The sequence below is a fragment of the Maribacter aurantiacus genome (assembly GCF_005780245.1).
GTDB lineage: Bacteria > Bacteroidota > Bacteroidia > Flavobacteriales > Flavobacteriaceae > Maribacter > Maribacter flavus.
The window spans coordinates 273,452-296,748 of record NZ_VBUK01000003.1; the positions used below are offsets into that span (position 1 = coordinate 273,452).

Genomic DNA, 23,297 nt, shown 5'->3' on the forward strand with positions numbered 1-23,297 from the left:
AACCTGCCTTACTTAGTTTTCCGGATTTATAGCCTTACCTTGTAGCTCATTGGATTAGAAATCATTCATAAAATTGGAATGAGCGAAAAATTGGACTTAAGGAAGCCATGTCCATAGGTATTGGCGGAATGGTAGGAGGCGGCATATTTGCAGTACTTGGCCTTGCCGTTTCCTTGGCCCAAGGGGGCACACCTGTAGCATTCTTAATTGCCGGGTCACTGGCCTTGATCACTTCCTACAGTTATGCAAAATTGTCCCTGGTATATCCTGACAGGGGCGGTACGGTAAAATTCATTAACCAAGGACTGGGAAAAAATGTCTTTATCGGCGGACTCAATAATTTATTATGGATAAGCTACATTGTTATGCTGGGTCTCTATGCATCTGCATTTGGCTCGTATGCACCTAACTTGCTATCCATAAGCGGGAGCACAAAATTGGACTCCCATATCTATTCCAGCGCCATCATCCTTCTCGCCACTGTTATAAATTACTATAGCATTGCAATCGTAAGCAAGATAGAATCCTATGCGGTAATAATCAAATCGATCATTCTTATTGGTTTTATAGGTGTTGGTATCTACGGACTTATTGGGAATCCCAACCTTGAGCAGTTCCAAGTGGAGCATTGGGAAGGGCCTCTTGGTCTTTTGACAGGCGGCATGGTCATTTTTGTGGCCTATGAGGGCTTTGAGCTGATTGCAAATTCTGCTTCGGACATTGCAAATCCACAAAAAAATATTCCAAGGGCCTACTATTGGTCCGTAATTTTTGTCATTTTGCTGTACATGGTAATCGCTTGGTTACCATTGGTTCCCTTCCATTTGGGGAAATTGCCAAAGCGGAGGATTATGTTTTGGCCGAAGCCGCAAAGCCCATGTTGGGAAAGATAGGGTTTACTATTATGACCATAGCGGCCCTGATATCTACATTTTCCGCCATAAATGCCTCGTTGTACGGCGGTAGCAGGGTAAGCTATGAAATTGCCGAAGATGACGAACTACCTCACGAATTGACCAGTCAACTCTGGAACCAGCCCATTGGCCTTATCATAACCGCAGTTCTGACTTTGATATTGATCAACACCTTGAAACTGGAGAGTATTTCTACGTCTGGAAGCGTAGGTTTCCTTCTAATATTTTCCTTGGTCAATTATAGTGCCTATCGACTTTCGAATGAAATCAAGGCCAAAAAAGCGCTTCCGTTTATAGGGTTCATTCTCTGCTTGATCGCGACATTTGTATTAATCGTGCAACAATATTCGGACAATAGAATTGGCGTAATCGTTTCCATTTCAATTATCTTTAGCTGCTTCCTTATGGAGTTCATTTACAAAAAATCAAAAAAGTAGGTATGAATACTTTCTTAGGACAACTTCAAAAACCCATCGCAAGTTGCTTTTGCCTTGCATTCCTAGTATTGGTTTCGTGCAAGAAGGAAATTAATAAATCGGATAATGAGCCCGTGGAAATTTCCGTTGTTACGGATGCCACCAAAAAAAGAATAGATTCCACCTTGAAATCCTTCGTTGATTCTGGAAATATCGCAGGTATATCGGCCTTGATTTTTGAGAATGGACAAGAAGTGTATTTCAATGCCTTTGGTTATGCCGATAAGGAAGCCATAAAACCTATGGACCGGAACACCATCGTCCAAATTTACTCGATGACCAAACCCATTACGGGAACGGCCCTCATGACACTATATGAAGAAGGAAAATTCGATTTGGACGACCCCATATCAAAATATGCTCCGGAATTTTCCAATATGGAAGTCTATACAGGAATGGATCCAAAGGGAAATATCACCACGGAACCCTTGGATCGGCCGGTAACCATAAGGGACGTAACCCGGCACACTGCTGGGTTTCCCAACAGACCGGATATTCTTGGCTTGAGCGAATTATTGGAGCAAAAAAACATTTACGATCGTGAGACTACGCTAAGTGATTTAGCGGAAAAATTAGGCGACATCCCACTTTGGTTCCAACCGGGCACCCAATGGGAGTATGGGCCAAGTGTAGATGTACAGGCCCTTTTGGTGGAACGGATTTCTGGGGTCCCCTATGTACAATATGTACGGAACAATGTGCTGGACCCGCTTGGAATGCAAGAAACACGCTATTTTATTCCTGAAGGGGACCGGGATCGATTTGCAAGACTCTATATACGAACCGGGGAGGGGGAATTGGTCAAGGATTCCGTCACCTACAGCAATTACACGGAACACTGGCCTATGACCCGAGGTGGTTCCGGTTTAACCTCTACGTTGGACGATTATATGAAATTCGCCCAGATGTTGGTAAATGATGGTAGTCTTGATTCCGTTCAAATATTAAAACCGGAAACGGTAAAACTCATGGCCACTAACCAGTTGGCCGATAGCATAACCGAGCGTTCTTGGTTACCTTCCAAGGGTCAGGTAGGATTTGGAATCGATTTTGCCGTTCGGGTAGCCTCACCTGCAGATGCAGATGAAAATCATGGCGTAGTAGGCGAGTTTTATTGGGATGGTGCTGCAAGCACCCTTTTTTGGGTAGACCCCGTAAATAAGCTCACGGCCGTCATGTTCGTACAACTGTTCCCTTATGACCAAATAGGATTGCACAAAAAATTCAGGGATGCCGTTTATGGCCCCTACAAGGCAGATAATGCCAACTAAAAATCAGAATTTATGAAGATCGCAAAGATTTTGTTATTGCTTTTTTTATCCTTTAAAGTCCAATCACAACATACGGTTTCGGGTAATTTCTCCCCGGCCGATGCTTTTCGCTATATCATGGTATATCACCTGTCCAGCGACGGTATTCAATACGTTACGGATACGGGTGTAAAGGACGGCCAGTTTTCCTTTACCTTGCCCAATTCCGTTTCCCCGGGCACCTACAGATTGGTGTATGGCGTTCCCCAAGATGAGTACTTTATCGATATCGTTTACAACTGCGAAGAGGATATCGTCTTCAATTTTAACTTGGACGAGGGCATTACGATCGTGAGTTCTAAGGAAAACATGATCTACTATGATTACTTCACCGAAATCGAAAATGCCAAGGATGCACTCATGGCCTTTTACAGCGAAGATAAATCGGATAAAAAGGAGTACATGGACTTGGTGAACAACCTAAAACAGGTGCAATATTCCTTCGAGACCCAATCGCAAGGTTTGATCGCAGATACTTTCGTAAAAGCGAATAGGCACTATCTACCAAAAGAGTATATGTCTTTGGAAGACTATCTTATCGAGAAAAAGAAACACTACTTTGATGCCATTGATTTTAAAAACGCGACGCTACAGCCCTCAGAATTTTTTTCCGATAAAATCATAAACTATATGTTCTGGGCCATTCCCCCCGGAACTCCAGAAAAGGATTTGGTGAAGGAAATCAATAAAAACGTGGATTTTTTGGCCTCAAAATTGGAGGTGGTTCCAAAAGTTTTGCAAACATCGATTTGGGCGAAGGCGTGGAACAAGGCCAATGAAAGTGAGGTCTACACCGTTTCGGACTATATTTTCAATACCTATTTGAAAAAACTTGCTACAGATACCAATAATGCAAACTTAATTACGAACATCGAAACCCAAACCCGACTCCGTAAAGGGGCCGTTTCGCCCGATATTACTTGGGAGGAAAATGGAGTAAACAAATCATTGTCAGGTTTGACCGGTGCTTCCAACTACCTCCTGATTTTTTGGAGCAGTACATGCTCCCATTGTTTAAATGAATTGCCCGGTCTTCACGAACACCTAAAAACCGTCAAGGATTTGAAGGTGCTCGCCGTTGGTTTGGAGGACGGTAAGGAAAATTGGGAACAGACCATTCCCAAGTTGCCCGATTTCCACCACGCCATAGCCCTTGAGAAGTGGGAAAGCCCCTATGTAAAGACTTTTGCGATTCAACAGACACCCACCTACTTTATCCTGGACAAGGACAAACGATTCTTGGACAGACCGGAAAGTGCCGAGGCGGTTGTTGACTATTTAAAGAGAAGTAATTAAAAAAACTGAACCCAGGTTTGTCAACCTAAAACTAGTTGATTTTCAGGGTTTTATTAAAGATTTGTTTTTAAGAAAAAGGACTATTGTAAATACAACCATTTTTTTGAAATTTGGAATTTACAGCTTGGAATTTTTAAATAGCCAATACTAAAGAACTCCCATAGCTCCCTAAACTTCAACTACAAGGTTTTTAAGTCCTTAATGGTCTTAAAGGCGATATCTACCTGTTCGTCATTCACCAAAATGGTAAACTCGTTGGTTGTGGAGATAACTTCGTAGAGCACGATTCCTTCCCACGCCAATCGCTGAAAAATAAAGTAGTAGATTCCTGGAACGGATACGTTTTCCGCAGGCAACTTGACCGTTATGGAGGAAAGGTTATCCGCTTTTTGGGTACATTTCTCGTCCTTGAAAAGTCTTTGGACGGTTTCGTCCATAATACTGCTGATGACGATATTGATTTCGTTTACGCCCCTACTGGAAGTATAAAAGACATCTTGGTTTTCATTGATTTCTTCCAATAATTTAGCCTGATGCACCAGTATTTTATCCGAAGCCAAAAACGTATAATCCGATAGGGAGGACCGCACCGTAATCTCCCCGATATTCTTCAACACCTTTAAAATCTTGTGTGTAGCCCTAAATTCAAGGTCATCGGAAAGTCTTTTCAGCGCCATGACAATAGCACCGTTTCGTATATCCTTTCCCAGTTCGGACTCAATTTCAGGTTTGACGATTCTTGAAAGCGATGTAAGGTTGATGATACCTTGTGCCAAGGCGCTTTGCAAGAACGGTTTTTTCTTGATGTAATGCTCTACAACGGAAGAAATGGTCTTCATATGTTAGAATTTATTGATTTAAAAAGCTGTATGCTATGCACCTTCCCGATAACTTTCGGAGCACCTCGTTGGCTTACGAGTATGCCATTGGCTCATTTCAGACATTTGGTTGTTTGAGCAAATATAACAACTTGTTATAAATAAAACAAAATGTTTTTAAACATTATTCTATAAACCTAATAGGATAATCAAAAGTGGTAAAACGCGGATTCAAGATGTTCCAATTGAAAGGTCCCCTTTTCTTTCAGAATGGTGATGATATCGAAACGGGTTTCCACATCCAAATCGTTGGAGGTTACATAATGATCCGCCGCCATGACCAATAGCTTTATTTTCTTGGGTGTTACCGTTTCTGCAATATTCTCAAAAAAATCGGAGCTTCGCGAACGCACCTCCACAATGGCCAAGACGTTATCCTTTTTGGCAATAATATCAATTTCAGCTTTCAGGTACCTATAGTTTTGATAGCAGATTTGATATCCATTTTTTATAAGGTAGTCTTTGGCCATCTCCTCTCCTTCCTTCCCAAACTCATTATGTTTTCCCATAATATTCCGTAAAAAAGTGTATTTCGTCGAAAAAATATGTTTTTTACCGTTTTTAAAAAAGGAACATATTAAATTCGGCTGTCGGACAACGAAAATATACGGATTCTCATACTATCCCAAATTTCGTTGCGTTAGATAGAAGCCCCAACTCTATTGAACGTAACATTATTAACGCCCTACTTTCAGGACTATGGAATATTTCATTAATTGTAATACTTCTACCCTTGCTCCGTATACGGCACCTTTAGACCAGACTAGAGCTTTACACCTTTACAGAAGATTAGGTTTTAGTGCATCGGTAGATACCATCAACCAAGCCATTGGACAAAATGCCGGTACCCTTGTGGATGCCTTGGTGGACCAGGCCATAAACATGGCCCCTACGGCCGCCCCTCTTTGGGCGGATTGGAACAATGCGAATTATCCAGCAGACGATGATGCCCGTAGGCAATTGGTTAACCAACAACGGTCAGAATTCGCCCTTGGCTATACCAATGCCCTATTGTCGAACAATCTTAGGGACCGATTGAGTTTCTTCTGGAGCAACCATTTTGTGACCGAATTGGATGTGTACGATTGTAACTCCTTCCTATACCACTACATCAACTGCCTTCAAAGAAATGCCATTGGAAATTTCAGGACGTTCGTAAGTGAAATTGGCCTAACCAGTGCCATGCTCTATTATTTGGACGGTGTCTATAACAATGGTAACAATCCCAATGAGAATTACGCAAGGGAACTCTATGAACTATTTACCCTTGGTGAAGGAAATGGGTACACGGAGCAGGATATCATAGAAACGGCAAGGGCCCTTAGTGGTTACGTGGAGCGTGGAGAGGAAGGGTGTACCCAGGTGACCTTTAGGGCAGACAGACATGATACGGGTACCAAAACCATTTTGGGCCAAACGGGCAATTGGGGCTATGACGATGTTATCAACATCCTGTTTCAGCAAAGACCCAATGAAATAGCAGAATTCATCTGTCGTAAACTCTATGAGTTTTTCGTACATCCGGATTCACAGGACGACATGAACAACGCCCAAGTAATTATTGACGGCATGGCATCGACGTTCATTTCAAACAATTTTGATTTGGCTCCTGTCTTAAGGCAGCTATTTAAAAGCCAACACTTTTTTGACGATGAGGCCATTGGCGTCATCATTAAAAGTCCGTTCGATTTTTATTTGAACACCTTGAAGGAAACAAGCTTTGCCTATGATGATACCGTGTTGGGCTCCATGCTCAATTACAGTGGACTTTTAGGTCAAGAATTGTTCGACCCCTTTGATGTTGCCGGATGGCAGCGGGACAGAACGTGGATCAACACTAATTTTATTATAGGTAGGTGGCTTACCATTGAAAGTCTTTTGGAGACCTTCTACCAACAGGATAACGAACAATTCAGGTCGTTGGGTTTATCCATAACAGGAACCACTGGCTTGACCAGTACCAATCCTGATGCGGTAGCCCGGCTCATCATCGACTTTATCCTCCCCAAAGGATTATTGGACGAAGGCGAGTATGCAAAGGCATTCGCCATCTTTAGAAGTGATGTGGAAGACGTTTACTACGAAGGTGGCAACCAGGAATCCTGGACCTTGGCCACTTGGCCACAAGCCCCATATCAAGTGTATCTTTTGATGCAATACCTAGCTAGACAACCTGAATATCAATTAAAATAACAACACCTACTACTATGTGCCATACACATCACTCACCCCACAAAGGACTGGAACACGATGGTCATGATAAAGAACATCAAATATGGAGCCGTCGTTCCTTTTTACAGGCATTGGGAATCGCCGGTTCCGGTTCTATGTTATTGGGAGCCAATATGCTTACCGCATCCTCTCCCTCCCCATTGACCGCAGGTATTGCCGCGGCGGAAACGGATAACATCTTAATTCTTATAAGGTTATCTGGAGGAAACGATGGTCTAAGTACCGTTATCCCCATTGAGCAATATGACAGCTATGCCAACGCACGACCCAATATCTATATCCCAGAAAGTAAAGTGTTAAAACTTACGGATGAATTTGGTGTTCCATCTTACATGGGAGCTTTGGAGCCCATGTGGGGCAATGGTCAGTTCAAGGCAGTCCACGGTGTAGGATATCAAAACCAAAGTCTCTCTCATTTTACGGGTTCCGATATTTATGCGAATACTGATTTGACCACAACCGGTTTTAGTGGACTCAATACCGGATGGATGGGAAGACATTTCGAAAATATTTATCCCGATTATTTGATAAACCCTCCCGCCGCTCCGGCAGCGATACAGATCGGGCAGTTTGGAAATTTGATTTTCCAAGGGGAGGAAACCAATTATGCCTTTGTGACCTCTAACGTGGAGCAACTACAGGAGATTGCAGAATCTGGCGTAGTTTATGGTTTGGACAATGCCCTCTTTAATGGCTGTATGTACGGGGACCAATTAAAGTTTTTAAGAGGGGTGGCGAATACTACCTATGAATATTCCGGTCTTATTCACGAAGCCTATGCAAGGGGCCAAAACCAAGTGGAATATCAGGATAACGGGTTTGCCCGTCAAATGGCCCTTTTGGCAAGATTGATAAAAGGCAATTTGGGCACCAAGGTATACATGGTATCGATGGGTGGTTTTGACACCCACGGCAATCAGCCTTTGGCACATGAGCGATTAATGACCAATCTATCCATAGCCATCAATAATTTCTACGAGGATCTCGGGTTTACCCAACAGGACAATCAGGTATTGAGCATGACCTTTTCAGAATTTGGCCGAAGAATTTTCGAAAACGGTTCCAACGGAACGGACCATGGAAAGGCGGCCCCTACCCTATTCTTTGGCTCGGGATTGAACGGAAGTGCCTTTGTGGGAGACCATCCCACGTTGGACGACCCTGACGGAAGAGGCAACCTGGAATACACCATGGATTTCCGGGATTTGTATGCCACGGTTTTGGCCGAATGGTTGTGCGTGGACATTCCGCTGGTGGAACAACATCTTTTGGACCACCCCTACAATCCGGTGAATTTAGGATTCAACTGTAGCGGTACTGATTTCCCCGATATTGTTTACAGCGACGGTCCGGTAACCCCGCCAACACAACCCGGTGAGGAAGGAACAGATCCCGCAAACCCCGATCTATTGAACGCCATCGTTCACAAACCTTTCTATCCTACGGATAGTACCCCACATATTTATCTGGAAATGCCGTTCTCGGCGCAGGTGGATATTCAATTGTACAATATTCTTGGACAACACGTTGGTACCGTTTTTAACGAAATGATGCTAGAAGGGTCCACAGAGATCAACATACGAGAGCGCATGCCCAAACACCTATCATCCGGCAAGTACATTTATCGCATAAGTGTACAGAACCAAAAGATGAGCAAGTCGGTTATGGTAGCGTAAACGGTTTCCCCACTATGCAACTTGACCTTCGGTCGTACTATGGTACGCCGAGGGTTTTTTGTTTTTTCCGTATCCGGCCCAACTAGGGATTAAAAATGGTTATTTTTGTGCCTTTAATTTAATCCGATGACCAAAGCCATTACACCCAAAAGATATACCGTTACGGCCGCCCTACCCTATACCAACGGACCTATACACATTGGCCATTTGGCCGGGGTCTACGTGCCTGCCGATATTTATACCCGATATTTACGCCTAACGGGCAAGGAGGTTGCCTTTGTCTGTGGAAGCGACGAACATGGCGTGGCCATTTCCATGAAAGCCAAGAAGGAAGGTGTTTCGCCCAAGAATGTCATCGACAAATACCACGGTATCATAAAAAAATCCTTTGCGGATTTTGGCATTTCTTTTGACAATTATTCCAGGACCTCAGCAGAGGTACATCATGAAACAGCATCGGGATTTTTCAAACAATTATACGAACAGGGAGATTTCATAGAGGAAACTACCGCCCAATTATACGACGAGGAAGCGAAACAATTTTTGGCCGACCGATTCGTCATCGGCACCTGTCCAAAATGCGGTAACGAGGAAGCCTATGGCGACCAATGCGAGAATTGCGGTTCCTCCCTGAATGCCACCGATTTGATCAATCCAAAATCCACCATAACGGGCACGACACCCACAACAAAGGAGACCACCCATTGGTTTTTGCCCTTGGACCGCTATGAGGATTTTTTAAGGGAATGGATCTTAAAAGGCCATAAGGACGATTGGAAACCCAACGTCTACGGCCAGTGCAAATCCTGGATTGATGGCGGTCTCGAACCCCGTGCGGTTACTCGGGATCTGGATTGGGGGATTCCCGTACCCGTAAAAGGCGGAGAAGGCAAAGTTTTGTATGTATGGTTTGATGCACCCATTGGCTACATCTCCTCCACCAAGGAATGGGCGGAAAGAGAGGGAAAGGACTGGAAACCCTACTGGCAGGACAAGGATACCAAATTGGTGCATTTTATCGGTAAGGACAATATCGTTTTTCACTGCATCATTTTTCCATCCATCCTAAAAGCACATGGGAATTATATCCTACCGGAAAACGTCCCCGCCAACGAGTTCCTGAATCTGGAGGGGAACAAGCTTTCCACCTCCAAAAACTGGGCCGTGTGGCTGCACGAATATTTGGAGGATTTTCCAAACATGCAGGACGTGCTTCGGTATACCTTAACGGCCAATGCCCCGGAAACAAAGGACAACGATTTTACCTGGAAGGACTTTCAGGCCAGGAACAACAATGAGCTGGTGGCCATTTTTGGGAATTTTGTGAACCGTGTCGTAGTGCTAACAAATAAGTACTATGAAGGCAAAATACCTGCTCCAAGTACCCTTTTGGAAGTGGATAGTGAAACCTTGAACGAACTCAAAAATTTTCCGGAGATTATCTCCAGTTCCTTGGAGCGCTACCGCTTTAGGGAAGCAGGCCAGGAGTTGATGAATCTTGCCCGCTTGGGCAATAAATATTTAGCCGATGCAGAACCCTGGAAAGTCATTAAAGAAGACGAGGAGCGTGTAAAAACAATTATGTATGTGGCTTTGCAAATTGCCGCTGGATTGGGGGTTTTGAGCGAACCGTTTTTACCGTTTACTTCGGATAAGCTGAAAAGCATTTTAGGGGTCCGGTCGAGCGCAATCGAGACCTCTTGGAATGAGGTATCTACCAAAGATATTCTGTTACCCCCCGGACACAAAATTGGTCAATCCGAGCTATTGTTCCGTAAAATTGAAGACGCTGAAATTCAAGCGCAACTGGACAAGCTGGAAGCTACAAAAAAAGCAAACCAACAAGAAAACAAAGCCCTTATGCCACAAAAGGATACGATTACCTTTGACGATTTCTCCAAACTGGACATGCGCGTAGGCACCATAGTGGAAGCCGAGAAAATGCCCAAAGCCAAAAAATTATTGGTCCTAAAAGTGGATACCGGTTTGGATGTTCGTACCATTGTCTCCGGTATTGCCGAAAGTTTTACCCCGGAAGAAATTGTGGGCAAAAAAGTGACCGTATTGGTCAATCTAGCACCCAGGGCCTTACGTGGGGTGGAAAGTGAGGGCATGATCTTGATGACGGAAAACAAGGAAGGTAAATTGGTATTCGTAAATCCGGATGAGGATGGGGTTGGTAATGGATTAACCATTAGCTAAAAATCCTACACACTTTAAAAGGTCTCGACTGCGCTCGACCGGACAAAACCCAATTTAAAATGTTATTGCTACTCTACATCCAAAAACACACAAACCTTCTCGAAAAAGGGATTCTAAACACGGTTGACCTATTAAACCAAGATTGTACCGTCCCTTTTATATCACGATACAGGAAGGAAGCTACAGGTGGATTGGACGAAGTCCAGATTGGCAGTATCGTTCAGTTTAAAGAACAATTCGAGGCCCTAGAAAAACGCAAAAGCGCTATTATAAAATCGGTAGAGGAACAAGACCTTTTAACCCCGGAACTTAGGGCCAAGTTTGAATCCGCCGAGGATTTGACCCAATTGGAAGACCTGTACCTCCCCTTCAAAAAAAGTAAAAAGACCAAGGCCGAGGTAGCCCGAAAACAAGGGTTGGAACCCTTGGCCAAAATTATCATGGCCCAACGGTCGGACGACATTGAGTTCTTGGCATCCAAATACCTAAGTCCCGAGGTACAAAACGAAGACGAAGCTTTAGAGGGTGCACGACACATTATTGCCGAGTGGATCAATGAACGCACTGATGTTAGAAATATGATCCGGAACCAGTTGGAACGGTTCGCATTGATTACCACAAAAGTGGTTTCAGCGATGAAGGATGCTTCGACTACGCTCAGCACAAGTGAAAAATCTCAAAAATACCGGGATTATTTTGATTGGAGCGAACCCTTGAACCGTTGTCCATCGCACCGGCTATTGGCCATTTTACGGTCGGAATCGGAAAAAATCATCCGAGTAAAAATAGAACTGGACGATGAACGGTTACTGCAACGCATCGAGAACAAAATCATCAAAACCAAAAATGCCTGTTCGGAGCATATAACATTGGCCATTGCCGATGCCTACAAGCGTTTACTCTTTCCTTCCCTTTCCAATGAACTGCTAAAAAACGCCAAGGAAAAGGCAGATGACGAAGCAATCGCCGTTTTTTCCAAAAACCTACGCCAGTTGTTGTTGGGGGCTCCTTTGGGCGAAAAACGAATATTAGCGATTGACCCAGGTTTTAGGACCGGTTGTAAGGTGGTTTGCCTGGACGAACTGGGGAACCTTATGCACAATGAAACCATCTATCCCCATGCCCCTCAGAACGATGTTACCGGAGCTATCAAAAAATTAAGTTCCTTGGCCGATGCCTACAAAATCGAGGCCATTGCCATTGGAAATGGAACCGCATCCAGGGAAACGGAACGATTGGTAAAAAAAGTGGGGTTTAAAAATCCCATTGAGGTTTTCGTGGTCAGCGAGGCCGGGGCTTCCATCTACTCGGCCTCCAAAATTGCCCGGGAGGAATTTCCCAATTACGATGTTACCGTTCGTGGTGCTGTTTCCATTGGAAGGCGCTTGGCGGACCCTTTGGCCGAATTGGTAAAAATCGACCCCAAGTCCATTGGTGTGGGGCAATACCAGCACGATGTGGACCAATCAAAATTGAAGAAATCCTTGGATACGGTGGTGGAAAGCTGTGTGAACTCCGTTGGGGTGAACATCAACACGGCAAGTGTCCCCCTGTTAAGTTACGTATCCGGTATTGGGCCAAAACTCGCCGAAAACATCGTGGCCCATAGAACGGCCCATGGACCATTTGGGAGTCGGAAGGAAATTATGGAGGTTCCCCGTTTAGGCGGAAAAGCCTTTGAACAGGGTGCTGGATTTCTTCGGATAAAGGATGCCGAAAATCCCTTGGACGATTCCGCCGTACATCCGGAGAGCTACCCTATTGTTCAAAAAATGGCATCGGACAAAAAGAAGGGTATATCTGAACTTATTGGAAATAAGGCCCTACTGAAGGAAATCGATCTCAAAAAATACTGCACGGATACCATTGGCCTACCCACTTTGGAGGATATTCTTTCCGAACTGGAAAAACCCGGACTCGACCGTCGCGAAAAGGCAAAGGTTTTCACTTTCGACCAAAACATCAAAACCATTTCGGATTTGCGGGACGGACAGTTGTTGCCCGGCATCGTGAACAACATTACCAATTTTGGCTGTTTTGTGGACATCGGCATCAAGGAAAGTGGCCTCATCCATGTTTCCAACCTTTCGGATAGTTTCGTAAAGGACGTAAATGCCCATGTAAGCCTTCATCAGCAGGTTATCGTAAAGGTATTGTCCGTCGATATTCCTAGAAAAAGGATACAATTGAAGCTGCACAAAGGCTAGGATTTTAAAAGTGTTTTAGTTCTGCGCCCGGAACAAGCGGTCGTTGATGCTACTGCCCAAGCCCTTTTCCGGAAAACGTTCGGCAAGGATCAAATCCAGACCGCTCGCATCCAAGATATGCAAGGCCTCAAAAAGGAACGTGGCCGCCTCTTCCATTTGTTTTTTTTGCGATAGGGTGATGACCTTGGTAGCCGATGGAAAGTCTTCCTGGTAGAATGATAGGACTCCCACTTTCTTATGTGGATTATTCATTAATTCCTCTCTAATATTATCACAAACCAGTAAAGGGGTTCTGGGAGAATAGTGTTTTAGCAGCATGCCAGGGGCTTCCGGAGATGTTTCATTTTCTGTGGAAATCTTTAGTTCGCCAACGACAGCCTCAACGGCCTCCTTGGGAATGCCCCCTTTTCGGTATAAAATAGGGGTCTCCCCTTCAAATCCCACAATGGTGGATTCCAAACCAACCTGACAAGGACCACCATCCAAAATAGCTGGAATTCGGTCACCAAAATAGTCCCACACATGTTGGGCAGAGGTTGGACTCACCCGCGTAAAGGGATTGGCACTGGGGGCCGCCAAGGGAAATGGCAAGCCTTTTAAAAGTTCTTGCGTCAACGGGTGATTTGGCATTCGCACCCCCACGGTAGGCTTGCCACCAGTAATGATTTCAGGCACTATATCCTTCTTGGACAATATCAAGGTTAGAGAACCCGGCCAAAAAGCCTCTGCCAATTCATAGGCCTTTTGGGGAATATCCTTCGCCAAAATGGACAACTGCTCCATTTGGTGGATATGAACGATCAAGGGATTGAAAGCAGGCCGGCCCTTCATCTCAAAAATGCGCTTTACCGCCATACTGTCCAAGGCATTTGCTGCCAATCCATACACCGTCTCGGTAGGGATGGCTACTAGGTGCCCTTCCATTAAAAGTTCCTGGCATTTTTCAATAGCCGTAGTTATTGAGGTCTTCATGGGGACCAAAGGTAACTAAGGTTTGCCTATTTTTGCACATTGACAGTCAATTGATGCTGAAAATCGCCTACCACCCCATTTACAAACATCCGTTGCCGGAAGGACATCGGTTCCCGATGATCAAATACGAACTGTTACCCAAGCAGCTTTTGTATGAAGGGACTTGTACCGATGAAAATTTCTTTGCCCCGGAAATCCCAAATGACAAGTACATCGTTGCCGCCCACGATGCCGAATATTTTTATGACCTCCTAAACCTTAAAATTCCTCATAAGGAGGCCCGAAAAATTGGATTTCCACTGGACGAGAATTTGGTGGAACGGGAGCGGATCATTGCCGATGGCACCATGAAAGCCTGTGAATATGCCATTCAACATGGAGTTGCCATGAACATTGCCGGCGGAACACACCATGCCTACAGCAATCGGGGCGAAGCCTTTTGTATGTTGAACGATCAGGCCATAGGTGCCCGATATCTGCAGTCCAAAAAATTGGCGAATCGCATATTGATCGTGGATTTGGACGTACACCAAGGAAACGGTACAGCGGAAATCTTCCAAAAAGATGCTTCCGTATTTACCTTCTCCATGCACGGGGCAGGGAATTATCCCTTTAAAAAGGAGGTATCGGATTTAGATATTTCGTTGGAAAAAGGAACTAACGACGAAGAATATCTCTCCATTCTACAGGATACCCTGCCCGGGCTGATAGAAAAACATCGGCCTGATTTTATATTCTATCTCTGCGGGGTGGATGTGTTGGAAACCGATAAACTAGGAACCCTGGCCCTAAGCTTAAACGGTTGCAAACAACGTGACGAATTTGTCCTAAAGACCTGCAAAGAACATGGAATTCCGGTCCAATGTAGTATGGGAGGAGGGTATTCCATGGAAATCAAAACCATTATTGAGGCACACGCCAATACGTTTAGACTAGCTACCGTTATTTTTACCTGAATACCGCAAAATAATATAATGACCCAAGTGCTCTCAAAATTAACTCGGTATGGGTCAAGCTTTTTATTTTTATGGCATATGTGAAAATAAATTTTTTAATAGTTTTAAAATCTTAAACGTTTATTTTGAAATACTTTCTTTTAATAACTCTATCCATATCCCTTTATTCAAATGCCCAGATTAAGCCTGTGGACACTGTGGATACCCGATGGAAAATGTTCACCTACGATATAGGCAACATATTCAAGGGGGTTGGCCACTCCTATTCCAGACCATTTCATTGGAAAGGGGAGCAATGGGCCGATTTTGGAATGGTCGTGGGTGGAACAGGGCTTGTTTACGTTTTTGACGACAATACATCAAGGTTTATTCGCAATAACAGGGAAAGTGTCCCGGGATGGATCAGGGACTATGGAACAAGTTACGGAAGTCCCGAAAACAATTATATTGCAACCTCTGCAGTTTATTTAACCGGACTTATACTCAAAGACGAAAAATTACGACGGACCGGGGTTCTATTAATATCATCGGCCACTTCTGCAGGTCTTTTACAACAAGTTCTAAAATCCGTTGTTGGGAGGGCTAGACCAGTGGCGAATTTGGGAAAGGATACGTTTGACCCTTTTAACTCCAGCAGAAATTTTCATTCCTTTCCATCAGGCCATGCTATATTAGCCTTTACGAATGCTTATGCCATTGCCAAACAATTCAAAAATCCTTGGCTAAAGGCCGGTATCTATACTGTAGGTGCCATTCCAGGAATATCCAGGGTCTGGGACGGACAACACTGGCTGAGCGATATGGTATTTGCTTTCGCCATTAGCATTGCCACAGTTGAATCCATAGACCGCTATCTGGATTCAAAATATGACCAAAAATATAATGACCAAGACAAAAAAGTAAGTTGGAACCTTACTTTCGGCCCAGGACAAATTGGACTTAACTTACAATTCTAGATTATTTTGCAAAGTAGACATAAATGGCTACTACAATTAGAACAACTGCAATACCGCCTTGTTTTACATACTTATAAGGCGATATATCCACCTGTTCCGTATAACGTAATTCAAAGGCCTCCTTCCGTGGATAAAACTTCCCAATAACGAGCATAATGATACAGTTCATCATGAACAATATAGCCATTACGTGCAAGTAATGTGGATAAGCATCGGCCTCTACCAAAGTAAGTTGTGCCGGGTCTGTAATACCGGCATTTTTTGCCTCCTCCAAAGATTTTCCAACAAAATGGGGCTTCATGATAAACTGACTGATAATATACAGCGCCGATCCCAAAAAGATTCCAATTTTGGCCGCAATGGCCGGAACACGCTTGGTGAGATATCCCACTACGATAATCGTGAAAATAGGAATGCTATAAATTCCATTGATTTCCTGAAGGTAATTGAACAAACTACCGGCATTGGCAATAAATGGGGCAATGAACATAGCGGCCAAGGCCAAGCAAATCCCAAAAATCTTACCGTATTTGACTACCGTAGCTTCGGAAGCCTCCTTGTTGATATGCTGTTTGTAAATGTCGATACCAAACAGGGTTACAGAACTGTTCAACACGCTATTGAAGGAACTTAGGATAGCCCCGAACAAAACGGCGGCAAAAAACCCGACCAAGGTTTTAGGCAATACGGCCCGCACCAATTCCGGATATGCCAAATCACTGGAAGCCAATCCTCCCTCAAAATAATAGTAGGCTATCATTCCCGGTAGTACCAGGATTATGGGCCCTAAAATTTTCAAGAAAGCGGCTAATAACAATCCTTTCTGGCCTTCGGCGAGGTTCTTGGCCCCCAAGGCCCTTTGAATGATCTGTTGGTTGGTGCCCCAATAGAAAAGCTGTACCAACATCATCCCCGTAAATATGGTCACAAAGGGTACCTCCTGTCCTTTCTCCCCTGTCGAATCGAATCGCTCCGGATTGGCAGTCATTAAAACGTCCAAGCCTTGCGTCACGCTTCCATCCCCAATGGCCATCAAACCAAAAATGGGAATCAATAAGCCCCCAATAATCAAACCTATGGCATTGATACTATCCGAAACGGCCACGGCCTTGAGTCCGCCAAAAACCGCATAAATAGACCCAATGATGCCAATCCCCCAAATACAATAGACCAAGGCGGCGGATTCAGAAATATTGAACATACCCGGCACATCGAACATACCACTAATGGCCACAGATCCAGAATACAATATGACCGGCAAAAGGACCACTACATAACCTGTCAAAAAGAGTGCGGAGGTAATCGTTTTGGTGGTAACATCGAAGCGGTCCGCCAAAAATTGCGGAACCGTGGTCAATCCGCCCTTCAAATACCTAGGCAACAAAAATACGGCCGTAACCACCATGGCCATGGCCGCAAGGGTTTCCCAAGCCATTACGGACAATCCGTCTTTATAAGCACTTCCATTTAAGCCAACAATCTGTTCCGTGGACAGGTTGGTAAGCAATAGGGATCCCGCTATGACCCCTGCCGTTAAGCTACGCCCGCCCAAAAAATAACCATCGGATGATTTTTCATTGGTAGTTCTAGTGGCATACCAGGCAATAATGGCTACAAGTAAGGTAAATCCCAAAAAAGAAAACACTGCAAGAAAATCCATAGGAAGGAGGTTTGTTGGTTATTATAGTCTATTAATTCTTGAATGCTGTTTCTCAATTGATTACAAAAAATCTGAATCGGATTTTTTGAAAATTATGAAATTCGCACAAAAGAACGGCAACTAATATAATACATACAATATTAGTCCGCACATTTTACCGATTAAATAAGAAAAACTTTTACTACATTTAAAAAAATCATACCAAACACCCTTAAAATGAAAAACCTCGCAGCCCATCTTCTGTTGCTTTATTCCCTTTGCCTAGCGGCACAAACAAATTCCATTCAAAATAGTCCGACACTAACTGAGGGCACTCCATCTGCCCAAGGCATGTCCCAAGAACGATTGGACAAGATCGACTTGATGTTAAGCAGCGAAATTTCAAAGGGCAATCTACCGGGGGCCGTTGCCCTCATTGCGAGAAATGGGAAAATCGTCTTTCATAAGGCCTACGGTATGGCAAATACCGAAAAAGGCGAGGAAATGGAAAAAGATGCCATTTTTAGGATAGCTTCCCAAACAAAAGCCATTACCGCCACGGCCGTGATGATGCTTTGGGAAGAGGGCAAGTTTAAATTGGACGACCCCATTTCAAAATATATCCCGCAATTTGAGGCCGCTCAAATACTGGATACCTTTAACGAAGCAGATTCCACCTACACCACAAAACCTGCGAAAAATCAAATTACCATTAGAGACCTAATTACCCATACATCGGGCATTGGCTATGGCATGATCGATGGTGACGCCCGTTTTCGCAAAATGTACGCGAAGGCCGGAATCATTGACGCTTTTACATCGGAAAAAATTCGTATTGGGGAAAACATAAAAAAGCTAGCAACCCTACCCTTGCATCATGAACCGGGCGAGGCTTGGACCTACAGCGAAGGGCTGGATGTATTGGGATATTTTATCGAAATAGTTTCAAGAATGCCCTTTAATGAATTTTTGCGCACCCGAATCTTTGAACCCTTACAAATGAACGACACGTATTTCTACCTTCCAAAGGAAAAAGCCGATAGGTTGGTAGCCGTTCAATATAAAGAAGGGAACAAATGGAAACGTTTTGAAACCCCTGTTTTCGATATTGACTACCCGAACAGCCCAGGAACCTTTTTTTCGGGCGGAGCAGGATTATCCAGTACGGCAAGGGATTACGCTAATTTTTTACAGATGTACCTCAATGGAGGCGAACTGAACGGAAAACGACTTCTTAGCAGAACTACCGTCAACAGCATCCTGAGCAATCAAATCGGCACTATTTGGGACGGTGGCAAGGATTATGGACTGGCGTTTGAAATTGTGAACAAAAAAGGCGCCATGGCCGGAGGCGAAGGAAGCGAGGGTACCTTTAGCTGGGGCGGCTACTTCAACACCCAGTATTTTGCGGATCCCAAGGAAAATGTCATCGGTATAATTATGAAGCAAACACAGGGACCCGTTAATGACGATACCGGATGGAAGTTCCGGCAGATGGTATCTACTACTATTGATGATTGATTATTGCAAGTACCAATTTAAATTAGGAAAGACTGGCATTCTCCTTTTCCAAATCCGTGAAATGGGCCACAGCCTTCACTAAACGATGATGGTTTTTCACAAACGGATTGGTCTTGTCCCAAACATAGCCCGCTAAAACGGAACAGATTTGTTCCTTGATTACTGGATTCTCAGAATCGTTAAAAAAAATTTTTTGAAGGTTGCCCGTATACCATTCCTTTACATAGGTAGAGAATACATCCACCCCTTCCAACATATATTGGGAGTACTCGGTTTCCCAGTCCACTTCCTCTCCTTTAAGTTCTTTGGCAATTAATTTTGCCGATAAGTGTGCCGATTCCGTTGCAAACGTTACTCCGGAAGAGAACACGGGATCTAAAAACTCCGCGCTATTGCCCGTAAGTACATAGCCCTTACCATAGAGTTGTTTGACGGATTTGGCTATGTTCTTTATCATTTTGGGTTCAAATTCATAGGACAGGCCTGCAAACCTGTCATGATAGTGGTCGCTCAATTTCATCATCTGCCGCAACTTTTCCTCAGTGGGGCCCTCAAAGGATTCCAAATACTCCGTGGGCCCCACATATCCTATACTGGTGTAGCCATTGGAAAAAGGAATGACCCATAGCCAGGTCTCCTGGCTTACGATATCAAAGGTAATGCGATGTCCCTCCCAGCCTTCAGGTCTTCGAACATCTTTCACATGGGTAAAAATGGAGGAGTGCTTGGGTATTTCCGATGGTTTTTCCAAATCCAACAATCTAGGGAGCACCCGACCGAAACCACTGGAATCTATGATAAACTTTGCCTCGATTTCAGAAGAATTGCCTTCTTCATCCATAATTGTGGTTACGGAACGGTCCTCCTTAAAATCGACGGCCAAAACTTCCTTTTCAAATTCGATATCAACCCCACGTGACAACAGTTCGTCCGTCAAGGTCTTATCAAATTCCGCCCTGGGAACCTGCCATGTCCAGTCCCAGCCTTTGGTATGCTTTTTACTGAAATCAAATTCGCACACCTTAGGACCCTGTAAAAATCGGGCCCCGGTTTTAACCTCAAATTTCTTTTTCTTGAGGCAATCCAGAAGACCTACTGCCTCAAAATGGTCCATACATCTGGGGATCAAACTTTCACCGATAACAAATCTTGGAAACTTGTTTTTCTCCACTACTTTCACCTTAAAACCTGCGTTGAAGAGATAGGCCGCCGCAACGGAACCGGAAGGTCCCGCCCCTATTATCAATATGTCCACTTTTTCCTTTTTCATCTAAAAACGATTTCCAGAACAATCCTGAACCTAGTTCACTAATTATTTTAAATTTGCTTCTGCAAGACCAATTACATAGACTAAAGGTATTATTTAAACCTTATAGAATCAACCATACATGCCAGAAATTAAAGGAAGTCTAGGAATTCAGGATTTTTATGATATTATTTTTGATCAAAAGCCCCTTACGCTTTCCAAGGAGCTTTTGGATACTGTAGAAGAAAGTCATAATTTCTTAAAGAAATTTTCCAAAAACAAGGTCATCTACGGGGTAAATACAGGTTTTGGGCCCATGGCCCAATACAAAATCAAGGATTCCCAGACCCTGGACCTACAGTACAATTTAATACGAAGCCATGCTTCCGGCACGGGAAATCCCATTGAACCAAAATACGTTAGAGCGGCCATGTTGGCCCGTTTAAACACCTTGAGTTTGGGAAATTCCGGGGTTCATGTTTCGGTTATTGAAGTGATGGCAGAATTACTCAACAAAAACATCGTCCCCTTAATTTATGAACATGGCGGTGTTGGAGCTAGCGGTGATTTGGTCCAATTGGCACATTTGGCCCTGGCCTTGATCGGTGAAGGGGAGGTCTTTTACAAAGGGAAAAGAAGACCTACCAGTGAGGTCTTTGAAATGGAAGGCATCAGCCCCATAAAAGTGGCCCTTAGGGAAGGTTTGGGACTTATGAACGGAACCTCAGTAATGACGGGAATTGGTATCGTAAACACGATTTACACCCGGCGCTTGTTGGAATGGGCCATTTCCTGTTCATCGGCCATAAATGAGATCATGCAAGCCTATGACGACCATTTGTCCGAAGCGCTCAACAGCACCAAAAAACACAAAGGCCAACAAGAAATTGCCCGCGCTATGCGGAGTCATTTAAAAGATAGTTCCCTAACGCGCAAGCGCGAACATCACTTGTACAATTCCAGTAGCGAAGTATCGGTCTTTGAGGAAAAGGTCCAAGAATATTATTCCATTCGTTGTGTTCCCCAAATACTGGGGCCTGTCTGGGATACGCTCAACGAAGTGGAACGTATTTTGATCGAGGAAGTAAATTCTGCCAACGACAACCCCATTGTGGATGTGGAAAAGAAACATGTATACCACGGCGGAAACTTCCATGGAGATTACGTTTCACTGGAAATGGACAAGCTGAAAATTGTGGTCACCAAAATGAGTATGCTGGCGGAGCGCCAACTTAATTATTTGCTAAATTCCAAATTGAACAATATTTTGCCTCCTTTCGTTAATTTAGGTACATTAGGATTAAATTTTGGTATGCAGGGGGTTCAGTTTACGGCAACTTCTACTACCGCGGAAAATCAAATGTTGTCCAATCCCATGTATGTTCACAGCATCCCCAATAATAATGACAATCAGGATATTGTGAGTATGGGTACCAATGCTGCCCTTATAACCAAAAAAGTAATCGAAAATGCCTATGAAGTAGTAGCCATAGAAATGATTACGATCGTTCAAGCGATCGAATACCTTGGAGTGGCCGATAAGGTTTCTTCCAAAACCAAAAAAATGTACGATGCGGTTCGTAAGATAGTTCCCCCATTCAAAGAAGATACCGTCATGTATCCTTATGTAAATCAAGTAAAGAGCTATATTATTAACCATCAAAATATGAAATCATGAAACGACTTTTAACACTATTGACCCTATTTTCATTTGTCATTTCTTTTGCCCAAGAATTGGCACTGGTTCGTGAAAACGACCTCTTCGGCTACATTAACAAATCCGGCGAATACGTAATCCAACCGCAATATGAAGGGGCCAAAAGCTTTTCGGAAGGCTTAGCGGCCGTAGAAAAGGACAAATTATGGGGATATATCAATACCAGTGGGGATTGGGCCATAGAACCGATTTACGACAAGGTCAAATATTTCAATTCCGGATATGCCCTGGTTCTAAAAGAGGACCGATGGAGGTACATCGATTCTAGCGGAAAGGAATTGGAAGTTCCTTCCACGGATAAATTCTATGACTTTGAAGATGGCGTGGCCTTTATCCGTCAGGGTGATAAGATAGGTCTCATAGGCACCGATGGAAAAATCGTCCTAGAGCCTACCTATGACGAAATCCAATCCTTTAGGGATGGATATGCGAAGGTTCAAAATGGGGAATTATGGGGAATGATAGACAATAAAGGAAAAGTGGTCATCCCAGTTGAGTACGAAGAAATTGGGAATACTTGGAACGAAGCCGGAGTGTATGGCAAAAAAGGTGCCGATTTTGGAATTATTCACAACGGATCGTTCAATGTCATCGCAGGTGCGGATAAAGTGTGGAACTTTCATGGGAACTCCGGTCTAACCTATGCCCGAAAGGATAAGTTGACAGGCTTCGTGAATTCAAAAGGGGAATGGGTGATTCAGCCGATTTATAAGAAAGCAAGAGCATTTTCAAACGGCTTGGCACCTGTGGTAGAAAATAAGGATTGGGGATATATTAACCAAGAGGGAAAAACGGTCATCGATTTCCAATATAAGGACGCTGAAATCTATTCAGAAAACGGGTTTGCCCCAGTCAAAGATAAGGATTGGGGTTTTATAGATACCAAGGGAAACCTTATTATCCCAATGGAATATGACATCACCGCGGGATTCGCCTTTTTGGCCGGCAACAACGACAAGGGATTCTTAGGGGATTTCGCCCGAATAAAATCAAAAGAAGGATGGGGCTTTTTCAACACGAAAGGAGAGCTCTTGGGCAACAAATGGTACCAAAATGCGGAGCCATTCGTAAAAAATTAATGCTTGTTATTTAATGGGAG

16 protein-coding genes and 1 pseudogene are annotated in these 23,297 nt (G+C 43.9%); 12 read left to right on the forward strand and 5 right to left on the reverse strand.

Going from position 1 to position 23,297, the window contains the following annotated elements; genetic code table 11:
* Positions 1–128 precede the first annotated feature (128 nt).
* From FEK29_RS08095 to FEK29_RS08105, 3 genes and pseudogenes are all read left to right on the forward strand, one after another.
* Positions 129–1,351, forward strand: a pseudogene (locus tag FEK29_RS08095) (APC family permease).
* Between the two features lie 2 nt (positions 1,352–1,353).
* Positions 1,354–2,661 (forward strand): serine hydrolase domain-containing protein, encoded by a 1,308-nt coding sequence (locus tag FEK29_RS08100; protein WP_138257918.1) that lies wholly within the window; start codon positions 1,354–1,356, stop codon positions 2,659–2,661.
* A gap of 12 nt (positions 2,662–2,673) precedes the next feature.
* Positions 2,674–3,996 carry a thioredoxin-like domain-containing protein gene (locus tag FEK29_RS08105; protein ID WP_138257919.1) on the forward strand — a complete coding sequence of 441 codons (1,323 nt, stop codon included), beginning with the start codon at positions 2,674–2,676 and terminating at the stop codon, positions 3,994–3,996.
* A gap of 179 nt (positions 3,997–4,175) precedes the next feature.
* On the opposite strand, the gene FEK29_RS08110 is transcribed toward FEK29_RS08105, so the two are convergent.
* A complete protein-coding gene (locus FEK29_RS08110) occupies positions 4,176–4,835 on the reverse strand; it encodes an aspartate kinase (protein WP_138257920.1) in 660 nt (219 codons plus the stop codon).
* A 188-nt stretch (positions 4,836–5,023) separates the two neighbouring features.
* Complete coding sequence (locus FEK29_RS08115; protein WP_138257921.1) at positions 5,024–5,383, reverse strand: YraN family protein; 360 nt, start codon at positions 5,381–5,383, stop codon at positions 5,024–5,026.
* 190 nt (positions 5,384–5,573) lie between these two features.
* Here FEK29_RS08115 and FEK29_RS08120 point away from each other — a divergent pair, with 190 nt between their 5' ends.
* The 4 genes from FEK29_RS08120 (at position 5,574) to FEK29_RS08135 (ending at position 13,191) form a co-directional block, all read left to right on the forward strand.
* The gene (locus FEK29_RS08120; protein ID WP_138257922.1) at positions 5,574–7,067 is read left to right on the forward strand and encodes a DUF1800 domain-containing protein; all 1,494 of its coding nucleotides are present in this window, start codon (positions 5,574–5,576) and stop codon (positions 7,065–7,067) included.
* 14 nt (positions 7,068–7,081) lie between these two features.
* Positions 7,082–8,782, forward strand: a complete 1,701-nt coding sequence (locus FEK29_RS08125) for a DUF1501 domain-containing protein (protein ID WP_138257923.1) — start codon at positions 7,082–7,084, stop codon at positions 8,780–8,782.
* Between the two features lie 126 nt (positions 8,783–8,908).
* Entirely contained in the window at positions 8,909–10,984 is a 2,076-nt protein-coding gene (gene metG, locus FEK29_RS08130) for a methionine--tRNA ligase (RefSeq protein WP_138257924.1), read from the forward strand.
* Positions 10,985–11,043: 59 nt separating this feature from the next.
* A complete protein-coding gene (locus FEK29_RS08135; protein ID WP_138257925.1) occupies positions 11,044–13,191 on the forward strand; it encodes a Tex family protein in 2,148 nt (715 codons plus the stop codon).
* Positions 13,192–13,206: 15 nt separating this feature from the next.
* On the opposite strand, the gene FEK29_RS08140 is transcribed toward FEK29_RS08135, so the two are convergent.
* Entirely contained in the window at positions 13,207–14,163 is a 957-nt protein-coding gene (locus FEK29_RS08140) for an L-threonylcarbamoyladenylate synthase (RefSeq protein ID WP_138257926.1), read from the reverse strand.
* A 53-nt stretch (positions 14,164–14,216) separates the two neighbouring features.
* Between FEK29_RS08140 and FEK29_RS08145 the strand changes: the two genes are divergently transcribed.
* Both FEK29_RS08145 and FEK29_RS08150 read left to right on the forward strand, forming a co-directional pair.
* A complete protein-coding gene (locus tag FEK29_RS08145) occupies positions 14,217–15,119 on the forward strand; it encodes a histone deacetylase family protein (RefSeq protein ID WP_138257927.1) in 903 nt (300 codons plus the stop codon).
* Positions 15,120–15,244: 125 nt separating this feature from the next.
* Positions 15,245–16,075: a phosphatase PAP2 family protein gene (locus FEK29_RS08150; RefSeq protein ID WP_240042697.1), complete on the forward strand. Its 831-nt coding sequence runs from the start codon at positions 15,245–15,247 to the stop codon at positions 16,073–16,075.
* 1 nt (position 16,076) lies between these two features.
* On the opposite strand, the gene FEK29_RS08155 is transcribed toward FEK29_RS08150, so the two are convergent.
* Positions 16,077–17,735, reverse strand: coding sequence for a solute:sodium symporter family transporter (locus tag FEK29_RS08155; protein WP_138257928.1), 1,659 nt, complete (start codon positions 17,733–17,735; stop codon positions 16,077–16,079).
* A gap of 216 nt (positions 17,736–17,951) precedes the next feature.
* Between FEK29_RS08155 and FEK29_RS08160 the strand changes: the two genes are divergently transcribed.
* Positions 17,952–19,235 (forward strand): serine hydrolase domain-containing protein, encoded by a 1,284-nt coding sequence (locus FEK29_RS08160; protein WP_138257929.1) that lies wholly within the window; start codon positions 17,952–17,954, stop codon positions 19,233–19,235.
* Between the two features lie 22 nt (positions 19,236–19,257).
* On the opposite strand, the gene FEK29_RS08165 is transcribed toward FEK29_RS08160, so the two are convergent.
* A complete protein-coding gene (locus FEK29_RS08165) occupies positions 19,258–20,505 on the reverse strand; it encodes an NAD(P)/FAD-dependent oxidoreductase (RefSeq protein ID WP_138257930.1) in 1,248 nt (415 codons plus the stop codon).
* 118 nt (positions 20,506–20,623) lie between these two features.
* Between FEK29_RS08165 and FEK29_RS08170 the strand changes: the two genes are divergently transcribed.
* Both FEK29_RS08170 and FEK29_RS08175 read left to right on the forward strand, forming a co-directional pair.
* Positions 20,624–22,159: an HAL/PAL/TAL family ammonia-lyase gene (locus tag FEK29_RS08170; protein WP_138257931.1), complete on the forward strand. Its 1,536-nt coding sequence runs from the start codon at positions 20,624–20,626 to the stop codon at positions 22,157–22,159.
* Positions 22,156–23,277 (forward strand): WG repeat-containing protein, encoded by a 1,122-nt coding sequence (locus FEK29_RS08175; RefSeq protein WP_138257932.1) that lies wholly within the window; start codon positions 22,156–22,158, stop codon positions 23,275–23,277. The genes FEK29_RS08170 and FEK29_RS08175 overlap by 4 nt, the downstream gene beginning before the upstream one ends.
* Positions 23,278–23,297: the final 20 nt, after the last annotated feature.